Source organism: Vibrio sp. QJM3NY_15 (genome assembly GCF_057785995.1).
The window spans coordinates 1203966-1216039 of the sequence record NZ_CM173518.1 but is presented as its reverse complement, the minus strand read 5'-3'; the positions used below and the strand labels follow the sequence as shown (position 1 = coordinate 1216039).

The 12074-nt window shown below is 42.9% G+C and carries 10 protein-coding genes; 5 read left to right on the top strand and 5 right to left on the bottom strand.

The features are described 5' to 3' along the window. Positions 1 to 77 precede the first annotated feature (77 nt). Complete coding sequence (locus AC3CKG_RS21765) at positions 78 to 1925, top strand: M3 family metallopeptidase (protein WP_372205174.1); 1848 nt, start codon at positions 78 to 80, stop codon at positions 1923 to 1925. Between the two features lie 121 nt (positions 1926 to 2046). On the opposite strand, the gene AC3CKG_RS21760 is transcribed toward AC3CKG_RS21765, so the two are convergent. The 3 genes from AC3CKG_RS21760 to AC3CKG_RS21750 all read right to left on the bottom strand — a co-directional run bounded on the left by AC3CKG_RS21760 (position 2047) and on the right by AC3CKG_RS21750 (position 4575). Further along, a complete protein-coding gene (locus AC3CKG_RS21760; RefSeq protein WP_102280590.1) occupies positions 2047 to 2358 on the bottom strand; it encodes a hypothetical protein in 312 nt (103 codons plus the stop codon). A gap of 145 nt (positions 2359 to 2503) precedes the next feature. Then, positions 2504 to 3544, bottom strand: a complete 1041-nt coding sequence (locus tag AC3CKG_RS21755; protein ID WP_099165751.1) for a porin family protein — start codon at positions 3542 to 3544, stop codon at positions 2504 to 2506. A gap of 158 nt (positions 3545 to 3702) precedes the next feature. Further along, the gene (locus tag AC3CKG_RS21750) at positions 3703 to 4575 is read right to left on the bottom strand and encodes a DUF3187 family protein (protein WP_065104552.1); all 873 of its coding nucleotides are present in this window, start codon (positions 4573 to 4575) and stop codon (positions 3703 to 3705) included. A 304-nt stretch (positions 4576 to 4879) separates the two neighbouring features. Here AC3CKG_RS21750 and AC3CKG_RS21745 point away from each other — a divergent pair, with 304 nt between their 5' ends. Further along, on the top strand, positions 4880 to 5674 hold the full coding sequence (locus AC3CKG_RS21745; RefSeq protein ID WP_102313847.1) for a response regulator transcription factor: 795 nt from the start codon (positions 4880 to 4882) through the stop codon (positions 5672 to 5674). 129 nt (positions 5675 to 5803) lie between these two features. Here AC3CKG_RS21745 and AC3CKG_RS21740 read toward each other — a convergent pair whose 3' ends face one another. Further along, positions 5804 to 6637 carry a RecX family transcriptional regulator gene (locus AC3CKG_RS21740; RefSeq protein WP_372175613.1) on the bottom strand — a complete coding sequence of 278 codons (834 nt, stop codon included), beginning with the start codon at positions 6635 to 6637 and terminating at the stop codon, positions 5804 to 5806. A 183-nt stretch (positions 6638 to 6820) separates the two neighbouring features. Continuing rightward, the gene (locus AC3CKG_RS21735) at positions 6821 to 8425 is read right to left on the bottom strand and encodes a mechanosensitive ion channel family protein (RefSeq protein ID WP_065104550.1); all 1605 of its coding nucleotides are present in this window, start codon (positions 8423 to 8425) and stop codon (positions 6821 to 6823) included. Positions 8426 to 8676: 251 nt separating this feature from the next. Here AC3CKG_RS21735 and AC3CKG_RS21730 point away from each other — a divergent pair, with 251 nt between their 5' ends. From AC3CKG_RS21730 to AC3CKG_RS21720, 3 genes are all read left to right on the top strand, one after another. Beyond that, positions 8677 to 8925, top strand: a complete 249-nt coding sequence (locus tag AC3CKG_RS21730; RefSeq protein ID WP_017105653.1) for a hypothetical protein — start codon at positions 8677 to 8679, stop codon at positions 8923 to 8925. Positions 8926 to 9438: 513 nt separating this feature from the next. After that, entirely contained in the window at positions 9439 to 9915 is a 477-nt protein-coding gene (locus AC3CKG_RS21725) for a hypothetical protein (RefSeq protein ID WP_488529337.1), read from the top strand. Positions 9916 to 10010: 95 nt separating this feature from the next. Beyond that, positions 10011 to 12074, top strand: coding sequence for a protein-disulfide reductase DsbD family protein (locus AC3CKG_RS21720; protein WP_488529968.1), 2064 nt, complete (start codon positions 10011 to 10013; stop codon positions 12072 to 12074).

Here is a 12074-nt window from a genome sequence, read left to right as displayed (position 1 = left end):
TTATATGTTTTGTCACACAATACACCTTATGAATGTGTCATAATCTTGAAATTCAAGCGTTATTTTCAAGGAATATCATGACTGCTACGAACTATCTCAACGAATTAAATCTAAAGTATCTTGCAACTCATAAAGCCAAAGAAGACTTCTTTTGGGATACTTACATGGGGATAAGTGACGACCATAATGGGTCAACACAAGCGCAAACTCAGTGGACCGAATTTCTTAGCGCGGCTGAACAGATAACCACTATCGAAAAGCACATTTCTGCCATTGACGAAATTCAAGACGTGGAAGAAAAAGAGAGCACATTGACTGGACTAAATGGCTGGTTAGCAACCTTTAAATCTCACGCGATCGAGTCTCAACAATCTCAGAAACTGAAAGCCGACCTCATCAAATTCGAAGCCGATCTGTTTGAGAAAAAACAAAATCACGTAATGACTTACGTCAATGAGGCGGGTGAAGAAACAGAAGGCTCGTTGCCCGTTCTAGGTTCAACAGTTAGAACCAATAGTAATGAAAAGGTCAGGCTTTCTGCACACCAAACATTGCTCGATTTAGAACAGTGGCTATTGGTGAATGGTTTCATTGAGCTCATCAAAAAGCGTAACCAATTTGCTCAGTCACTGGGTTTCAACACCTTTTTTGATTACTCAGTAGTTAAAACTGAACAGATGACAACAGAGCAACTGTTTACGATCTTAGACGACTTCGACGCACGTACGCGTGACAGCCATCAACAAAGCCTAGCGAATTTAGCTAAGCAGAAAGGAAAAAGTGCACTCGAAGCTCATAATTTCACCTACTCTTTTGCTGGTGATGTTATGAATGACTTAGACCCGTATGTTCCCTTCTCAAAATCACTGAGACGCTGGATAGAGTCTTTTGGTCGCCTCAACATTGAATACTCTCAAGCGACATTGAAACTCGATTTGCTTGATCGCAAAGGAAAATACCCTAACGGTTTCTGTCATGGCCCTATCCCTTCTTTCTATGACCAAGATGCTTGGGTTGCGGCTCAAGTTAATTTCACTAGCAACGCTAAGCCTGATCAAATAGGCAGTGGCTATGATGGGATTAACACGCTATTTCACGAAGGTGGTCACGCCGCGCATTTTGCTAACGTAAAAATGAACGCACCTTGTTTCTCTCAAGAGTTCGCGCCGACTTCAATGGCTTATGCTGAAACACAATCCATGTTCTGCGACAGCTTGTTAAATGACGCTGATTGGCTAAAACAGTACGCGCTAAATGCGGACGGGCAACCTGTGCCAGATGATCTAATTAAAGCCATCATCGACAACAAACAGCCCTTTCGAGCTTACCAAGAGCGCAGCATTCTTGTGGTTCCATATTTCGAGCGAGCGCTGTACGAATTAGCTGATGAAGACCTCACGCCGGAAAAAATCACGACACTTGCTCGTAGCAGTGAAAAGGCAATTCTTGGATTGGCTTGCAGCCCTCGTCCACTGATGGCGATCCCTCACTTATTGTCTGATGAAGCATCTTGCTCATACCAAGGTTATCTATTGGCTCACATGGCGGTGTATCAAACACGTGCTTATTTCACCGACAAGTTTGGTTACTTAACAGATAACCCAGAGATCGGGCCTTTGTTGGCGAAACACTATTGGCATAAAGGCAATAGCGTGAACCATAACGGTACAATCGAAAGCCTGACTGGGGAAGGTTTTAATGCCAAATATCTCGCTGACGAGTGTAACTTATCACCGCAAGAAGCTTGGGCTATTGAAGAGCAAAAGATTAAACAGCTGTCGACAAGAAAACGCGCGCCAGTCGCCGATTTAAATGCAAAGATATCGATCGTGGATGGGGCGACAGAGTTGGCGAATAATGATGAATCAAACAACAAGATGTGTGATGAGTTTGAGCAATTTATCGTTGGGCAATACGGTCGATAATAACAATAGTCAACAATAACAGTCGATAGAATGTGTTTGAGCCTCTGTAAGCAAGGTTGAGCTCAAGACTGAAACGGAAAAAGGACGATAATCTATCGTCCTTTTTTATTCAGCTTTGGATCTATACCGTGACACATGCCGAGCGAGTTTCAGTATCAAACTCAACATCAACAGAATCAGCGCTTCTTAGTGATTTTCGATGAATGCCAAATACCTGCCCCGTCAAAACAATATAAAACTTCTCTGTTTTGAGTAATTTCCAAGCTTCATCAAGAGATTCAGCATAAACCTTGTTCTTGAGATCTTGTGGGCGAGTACCTGCAACTCTTCCATGTTTACGTGCCAATTCAAATAGTCCGTTTCGATTCGGTTTACATGTAAACAGGGTATCATTTCCGTAAATAACACCCTTGGCAGTAATGTTCTTAACCATTACATTTCTCCAAATAATAATTCCACTCATAACACTTGAGTGGCATACCACATGTCGATTTGTGGATGCTTAAACTGCATAAAGAAGAGAATATGGCGTAACGACCGGGCAAGCGATTACACCATAGCAATCAAATTCAAAGCTCTTAGAAGTAGTAATAAGCTGCTGCGAATACGTGTGTTTCTTCGTCGTATTGCGCGCTAGTTTCGCCTATACGGTAACCGTCTAGATCTTGCTTGATATCGATACCCATGTCAGCGTTATCAGAGATACGGTACATTGCAGCGATGTTGATGTAAGAAGCGTCTACATCCGCTTGGCCGTCAAGTTCGTTGTTGCTTGATGCGTAACCCGCTGCGATTGTTAGGTCTTCAGAAACTGTGTAGCCACCTGAAACGTAGTAACCTGTGTTCTTAACAGAGTCACTCTCTTCAATCCAAGAGTTCACACCTAACTTAAGAGCGCCGACTTTCAAGTTACCTGTTACCGTGTAAACTTCATAATCAGCTTCGTAATCACGGTTTTCGTAACCTGCGTATAGGTTGAACACTTCTTGCTCTAGACCGATGTAACCGTTCACGCCTTTGTCGAAGCCTTCATCGTTGCGAGAGTCTTTCGTTTCGAAGTAAGAGATACCGTAAGCAATGCCGCTTGTTGCACCTTGGAATTTAACAACGTTAAAGCCGTCAGAAGCATCACCAGCAGAAGCGCCAAACTCGTAAGTGTTGTCACCTGCGCCATCAACTTTATCTAGTGCTGTATCGTTTTCCCAACCGAATGAAGCGATACCGAAACCAGTGTCAAAACCAAGCCACGCTTTATCTACATCTGTTGCAGGGCCCGTATCGATACCGTTTGTCCACTTGTAGTTAGCTGAATCATTCGCTGAAACGTTATTGTCTGTCGTGTAGTTCACCATCATGTCAGTTTCGAAGTAACCAACAATACGGTTGTTACGGTAGTTTACGGCAAGAGTAAGACCCGTTGCCCAGTCATCGTAGAACGCTTTAGAACCCGTGTCGTAGTAACCACCAACACCGAAAGAGCCTGATACTGAGAATTGATCTTTGTGCATTGAATCGAATGCAAACATGTCTTCGTTTTGGCTGTTCTGGCTGCTTGTGTTTACAGCAAAAGCTGAACTTGAGATGCTCGCAATCGCAAGTGCTACTAATGTCTTTTTCATGATAACCACTACCTGTCTATATTGATTTGGCCTTGTTAATCCGGCCTTTTGGAGTGGTGCTATTGTTCAAAAATTTCGTATATTGATATACCGTAAAATTACTGAAAATTTTATAGTTTTGGTGAATTAAATTACATAATGATATGTTGATATGGCTTTTATATAGAGAAGCGCAAGCCGAGCGTAAACCCAATGTCGGTGCTGTTGTCCATATTACGGATGTTTTCGATCATTAAAGCTTCAATGGCGAGTTGATTAAAACGATATCGATAACCAACAACCACTTCATTGGAAGGTTCTGAGAAATCTGGTTCATCCGTTGCCCACCCTTGATAATTTAAAGACTCAACTAACAAACTGTGCCGAGCATTAAACATATACTCATACCCTAATGCCCAACTTGCGCTGAAACCCTCTAAACTAACTAGGTAGTCATCACCGTTACGGTGAACCAAACCTACCGTTGAAAAAAAGTTATGTCTTAAAGTGATAAAGCTGTAGTTAAGTTGGACGCCTTGTTCGAAGCTAGTTCTGGCAAACTGGCCACTTTTTACGTTGTTGTAAAATAAAGAGCCACCAGCAGAGAGCGACATCGGCCCTCTAGAATGCAACAGAAGCTCATTGTAAAAAGTCAGCGCATTGGTCAAATCATCACCCTCAAAGTCAGACACATGCACACCTGCATTATGAAAACCCATGGTGAACTGATCTTCCGCCACTTCATCACGGCCATTTTGCCCAATACCAAACAGATCGTGAAAACCCATCACAAAGCTGTCTAAACCATTATCTTTTGCAGTCACAACTCGATAATCCAGCTCGGTTTTCCAAATTGGAGATGCTTGCCACTCAATCGCAATATTTGACTGGTTTTGATAATAGTCGAGCGAATACGCACTCGTGTGTGCCCATATACTGGCTTGGGTATAAGAGGACTTGAACTCAATAGTCCCCACCCTTTTGGGCTGAGCAGAACGAAGTTGTGTTGAAAGCACATTTGAATGAATAGGTGACTGCGCATACACAAACATTGGGGATGCGTTCGCGCTTGCAGTAGGATGAAAAAAAGTCAGTATCGAGACTGAAATACTCAGTAACGCCCTTAAACTTATCACAGTGTTTACTCGGTTGTATAAATGCCCGATTTTATTAAAAAACACTGTTCAATTAATGCAGTAGATCTACCGCTTATCATCCTAATATTTAGATTAAAGAGTTATAAAAAAACGAAAATTAGAACCACTCGAAAATGTAAACATCTTATCTTGCACTGTGCTTTACGAACGCATAGTCTTCGGGATATTAATCTGATGAATATATTGCTAAAGGAAAGATGTGTCTGCTACTAACCTAAGTTTTGAACAGTTATTGATGAAGCAATCCTCGACCCTCATCAATAGTGATCCTAAGTGTTTTCAAGCCACTTGGTCAGAAGCGAGCTTTGATGTGCTTGATTGGTTTGGCATTGATCGTTTGACACTTTACCCAAATTCAATGGTTTTGGTCGAAGATGGCAAAACATTCTCCGTATCCAAAAAACACATCCCACCAGTCAATAAACAGAGCCTCATTGGTGGCAACTATCTTGATTATTTGAAGTTGCTAAAGACCAACGAAACTTATCTCGCATTCTCGAAAGACGAGCTTAAGAACACTCAGAATTACGTATTAAAGCAACTGTATAAAGAAGGCGGCCGATGGCACTGCATCATACCTCTACAGCTCTTTAATCAACGTTGGGGAGCACTATCTTTCACCAACTTCCATGACACTGATACCAACTTCGACCTAGAAGATATCAAACGCCTGAAGTTGGTCTGTGAAGTTTGGCTTTGTTACTGGCAACATTCGACCTTAGCAAGAACACTGAAACAAACTGAAAACCGTTTAGAAGACGACAGCGACAAACTGTTATTGCTGACGAAAAAACAGACCAAGGTTTTGGCACTTATTGCCCAAGGCCTAAGTGCGAAAGAATGTGCGGAACAGCTCCACCTAAGTCCTCGAACTATAGAGTCACATAAGTACAGAATGCTTGGATTACTCGATTTGAACAACCACAATGACCTTCTTCAGTTCGCGTTGCGTAATGGACTAGGTATTGCAGAAAGCATGCACGCGACACGCTAAAACAAAGTGTTAGATGCCTTTAACTATCTATCTGAAGCTACTACATATTTGAACGGATATGTCTGAAGCTTCGGTGTTTTAAGGCTAGATACTTATCCCGTTACGTATGCCTGAACTCAATAGCACCCGCTACTCGTTGCCTTCACTCAAAGCGAACTTGATCTCGTCAGAAGAGAAGCCTTTACGGCTCAACATCGCATAGGCCTTTGAACGCTCTTTGTGATCTTTAAGATCATAAGATTTCTTCTGCAATTGTTCTAAACAAGAAGAGTAAAAATCTAGCTGCTCTTCGTTAATTAATCGGTCGACCAATTGTGGCAATTCAGTCGTGTCGATTTTTCGCTGTCTGAGCTCTTGCTGAATCGCGGTCAAGCCTTTGCCCTTACGAGCGTACTTGAGTACTTCTTTCTCCAAATCTGCTTTCTCAGCCTTGATTTGGATATTACTTTTTAGTTCATGTGCTTGTGAGTGCTGGTCAATCGCAACTTTTACTTGCTGATAGCTAAAACCACGCTTTTGCAGTGCGGCGACTAGCTTTTCACGACTCATGGTAAAGCTTGTGTAGTAATGGTTGATTCGGTCTATCAAGATAGTTTGTTCATCAATAGATTTTTCAAAAGACACCTTATGGATTGCATCAGAAATCACTGAGTCCGTCAGGCCCTTCTTCTTCAGTTTTTCGACAATATATCGAGAACCAAATTCACCCGAGAACGCTTGTTCCACAAATTGTTCTGCAAACACTTGGTCAGATTTGAGATACCCAAAGCCTTTCAGAGTTCCTAGAGTTTCATCGATCCACTCTTGATTGTCGGTTTTCACTTTGAGCTTCGCAATCAACTCGCTTTCCGTCATATCTCGCTGAGTTAAATGCCACATCGCAGAGTTCATGACGCTTTCAATTCGGGTCGCTTTTCTTACCGTTGTATTTCTAGTATTCGTTTTTTGCTGTGAATCATCCATTCGATTTCAACTGTCCAAACTAAGCCTACCCCATCATAACGTAATTCTAAGGTGGGTGAAGTGACATAAAAGAATGAAGCTCAATATAAACTGACAGCCAATAAAAATGAACGCTTATTCAGCGTCCATTTAATTTCACATCAAGAAAAAATCGACCTTAAGCCGTAGTTAATTCTTTTTGGATTAGCTCTCTTCGTGATTGTAAACATGTACATCGCGTTGAGGGAATGGAATCGTGATGCCTTCTTCATCGAAGCGTTTCTTCACGGTTTCCGTCACATCCCAATACACATCCCAGTAATCGTCGGTTTTAACCCAAGGTCTTACTACGAAATCAACAGAAGATGTATTCAACGTATGGAGCTTGATCATATGCTCTGGCTTTTTAAGTACTAGAGGGTGAGCAATAATGATGTCATTCAATACCGCTTTTGCTTTATCGATATCATCGGAATAACCAATGCCAAACACCATGTCCACACGTCTCACACGCTCTGCTGTGATGTTGTTAATAACGTCACCCCAGATCTTGTTGTTCGGAATAACCAAACGTTGGTTGTCAATGGTTTGGACGGTTGTCGATACTAAGCTCATGTCTTTTACTGTGCCTTGCACACCAGCAACTTTAACCATGTCACCCACATCATAAGGGCGGTAGATCAAGATCATCAAACCTGACGCAAAGTTAGACAGCGTATCTTGCAATGCAAAACCAATGATGACACCCGCAACACCGAAACCCGTTAATAGTGGTGCTAGCTCAATCCCTATTTGAGACAGGGCAATCAGCAAACCTATAAACACGACTGCTTTGGATGCGATGGATACAAAGAAATCCTGCATCAGTACGCTGAAGTCCATTTTAGAGTGCGAGACACTCTTACGAACGGTCTTGCGAGCGACGTTAGCAATAAGGCGAGTTATATACAAAATACCGAGAAACAGAGCGAGTTTAACGATAAAAGAAGGGGTATTTTCGAAAGCCCATGAGCTGAACGAACGTAACCAACCATCGAGCAGTTCAAGTGCGACATCAACATCCAACACGTCAGCGTTGATATCACCCGTCGTTGCCAAAAGCACACGCTTGTAAGAGGTCACATCCACGCCATACGGTTCCATTAACGTGATGGTCTCTTCTAAGCTCGCCACCATAACACTGGTTCGCTCGCTGAATCGTTCAAGCTCCTTTTTAATGACCGCTTTCTCTTCTTCACTGACGAAAGACAGGCGCGCTTCTAGATCTTGTCGCTGTGTGTCGGTGTAAAGAATGGCATTAGTCAGATATTTAGAACGACCAACAAGTGCCGTTTTAAGTTCACCTTCCGGTACAGCTACATCCACACCGCGCTCTTTCGACCAATCTAATGTCTTAGCAAGCTGCTGATAATAGACATCCATCATCCCGATTCGTTTCTGAATGCGTAACTCAAGACGTTTTTTAACATCACCTTCAGCCGAACGGTTTTCTTTGCTCATTGAGATAATTTTAACTTCATTCAATGACAGCAATTTTTGTAAGAGTTCAACCTGCTGAGCAAGAGTGACATCAAGCCCCTCTTTTTTATCTGACGACAACTGTGAAAAGATCTCTTCGCGTAAGGCTTGGTTCTTACGCCTTAATATATCTTCAAGAAAGGGTTTTTCAGCATCGTGCGCCGTTTCTAGTGTTGCCAGATCGAGCATTAACTGATCTTGTGCTACTGCTATTTTTTCCACGCTTTGCGCAAAACTTCCGAATGCGACAAACGCCAACATTAAAAATAGACAACGCCAAACCTTCATCATATTAATTCCTATTAATGTCTAAATTGACCCTCTAAATAGTAGTAAAAAGAATATGGATAACAAGCATTTAAACGTATGTTATGTTAAAAAATCGCAAAATATCAGCTCGTATCTAATATTTGAGAGTTCCAATCCCCTCTTATGACCTGTAAAGTACGCAACCAACAAAGAACAACGGCCAATACTTCTTCTCGGGCGCATGTACTAAAACGCCTAAAATCCGATGTTGGCACACAGCAAGAGAGCATAAAATGAACAACGAACTTGATATTATTGAGACGCTAGAAGAGCTAGAACAATTCCTAATTTCAGTGGAAGCGGGTGGCTTAGGTCTTGAAGGCGTTGAAGGCGTAGGTATGGCAACCAATAACTCTGATGGTCGTCATTTCGTTGCAGTATTCAACAGCAGCCACAAGGTTTTGCTTGCTCGCTGGATCACTAAAGAAGTATTCGAAAATGGTAAAGACTTAGTTCGCAACGGCCCACGTCGTACTCACTAAGTAAACCGAGCAAAGCCTTTGAGTTTCGAGCACTAAGCTCTGATGGAAAAAGCCCAATTCAGTTTCTAACGAGCAATTGGGCTTTTTTGTGCCTGCTATTTACTTAATCTTTTTCAAACAGAACCAAGCTGCCCCTCACATATGCGCAACAGGCGCTTAAAACCGTTACTTGGAAAAAGTTATCTGGCTAAAAAAGTCACCTTAGCTAGAAACAGTCACCTTTGTTAGAAACAAGTCCCTTAGTTAAAAAACGGTTATCTTGATTAGAAAACGACTACTTTGGTGATAAATAGAGTCACGTTGATGAGAAAAACAGCGGTCAGAGAAAAAGAACAAATTATTATGAACTTAAGCCGATACTTGATGCCTCACTCGCAAGGTTTGGCACTTATGCATCCCTTTTGCTTTGACAATTTTATGACTTGTAGCTCAGAGTAAAGTTATCTAAGCTAGCCACAATTCAACGAGCTCGCTTGAGCGACTAACGACTAACTGATTCGAATACTGACTGATTTGCTGAATACACCATTACTTTTCTTATCTAAACAGAACCGCCGACAAAAGCATTCGCTTTGGGCGCTGTTCCTTACCGGACTTGTTATCGTAACCTGTCTGGCGAGTACGCTGTCTGCAAACAAAGTAACCTCTTCAGCTCCCTTAATTGGACAATCAATACTTGTCGGTGCAGAAACCAGCCACCCACAAGCAATCGTCGCATCTTTCGATAAAATGTCTGAGCTCTATGCTAGCGTTTTTGGTACAGAAGCTTCTAAAACTCTGTCAGCGCCAAACTCTAGCGCGTGTAGCCTAAGCTCAAAAATGCTCACCTTCGCGACACCTAAAACAGGTTGGCTGATTCCTTTTATCCTGTTTATTGCTGTTGCGTACAGCCTATCACCTCACATATCGAGGTTGTCTAGAGATAACCATCGCTCTTCTCGACCTACAAAACACCGCTTACATCTAAAGCACTGTATATTTAGAGAGTAAATAACCGGGCTACTACACCCTTTTATTTATTTTTTGGAGATACATTTGTGTACAACACACTACTAACTAAGTTTGTCGATTCGTTGGCATTCTGCATGCGTACATGCGCGAAAACGCTAGTCACTGCCCTTTTGGTTATGACGTCATTTACTGCTTTGGCACAGACGACGGGCTGGCTCAGCGTGCCTGAACATCCACCAGTCAAGATGCGAATGATGTCGACGGGTGAACAATCGGACGACGGTTCTAAGATTCAAACCGTGCTGGATGTCGTTCTCGACGGCGATTGGAAAACCTATTGGCGTAGCCCCGGCGAAGGTGGTATCCCGCCAAGTTGGGATTGGTCTGGTTCAACAAACATAGAATCGGTAGAGTGGCATTGGCCGATCCCTAAGTACTACGAACAACTCGACGTGATGACGTTAGGCTACAAAAAACACGTCAGCTTTCCCGTTACGTTGACACTGAAAGACAACACAAAGCCAGCACTGTTCAAGGCGTCGTTCACCTTTCCGTCGTGTACCAATATCTGTGTGTTAACCGATTACGACATCGAGCTGCCGATTGATCCGCAAACATTAGAGCTCGATGAAGAAGCGATGTTCTTGTTCAATCAAGGCATGAGCCAATCTCCACGAGAAGCTAACCGCACTTCAGTGAACGGCCTATTCTGGGATAAAAGCAAACAACAACTGGTGACTCAGCTAACAAGTAAGGAAGGCTGGGATAAACCGATGGTATTGATTGATGGACAAGAAGTGCTTGATGACTTCTTCTCTCCACCAACCGTCCACATCACAGACAATACAATGACCGCAGTATTCGATGTGAGTAACTGGATCGGCGAGGTCGACTTAACGGATCGCACAGTGAGTATTACCGTTTCAGATACTAACTTTGCCGAAGAGATGACCGCGCAAGTTGGGTCAGAGCCGATAGCTTACCAAACAAGCAACAACAGCTTTCTAGTCATGCTTGGCTTTGCGTTAGTGGGCGGTTTAATCCTCAACATCATGCCGTGTGTTCTACCCGTGTTAGGGATGAAGCTAAACAGCATCATTCAGAACCAAGGTGCTTCAAATCGCCACATCCGACTCTCATTCCTAGCATCTGCTGCCGGTGTTATCACTTCGTTTGCGCTGTTAGCTCTAGGTATGACCGTTCTGAAAATGGGTGGTAATGCGATTGGTTGGGGAATCCAGTTCCAAAATGTTTGGTTCATCGGGTTCATGCTGATCATTACCCTACTGTTCTCAGTTAACCTACTCGGTCTATTCGAATTCAGGCTTCCGTCAGGCTTAAACACTTGGATGGCAACCAAAGGCGATGACTCACATTCCGGTCACTTTATCCAAGGCATGTTTGCGACACTATTGGCGACGCCTTGTAGCGCTCCATTCCTAGGAACCGCAGTAGCTTATGCGCTTGGAGCAAGCTACCAAGAGTTGTGGGCTATCTTTATCGCACTCGGCATTGGTATGAGTGCACCTTGGTTGATCTTCGCGTTATTCCCAAGCCTAACTAAATTGCTACCAAAACCGGGCGCGTGGATGTTCAAAGTTAAGTTGGTATTCGGCTTAATGATGTTCATCACCAGTCTGTGGTTAACAAGCCTACTGAGCCCATTCATTGGCAAGTTCCCAACCATCTTGTTGTCACTGTTTATCGTTGTTTCAGTGCTAATTTGGATTGGCATGAAATTAGGGCGCAAGGTACTGATTCCTATCGTGGCAACCACAACCTTGGTATTTGGTGCTGCATTGATCGTCGGTAGTGTTACCGCTGATAACTGGGCAACGCCAATTGTCGATAACCTTGATTGGCAGAAACTGGATGCGAAACAAATCCCTCAGTTGGTCGAGGAAGGAAAAACCGTCTTTGTCGACGTGACTGCTGAATGGTGTATCACCTGTAAAGCCAACAAAATTGGCGTCATTCTTCAAGATCCTGTCTACAGCCACCTGCAACAAGAAGACATTGTTTTGATGAAAGGCGATTGGACAACACCAAGTGAAAGTGTCACTCAATACTTACAAAGTAATGGGCGATTTGGTGTGCCATTTAATATCGTTTATGGCCCGAGCTATAAAAATGGTATTCCATTACCCGTGATTCTAGACAGTGACACTGTTATTCAAGCCATCGACGCTGCGAGATAA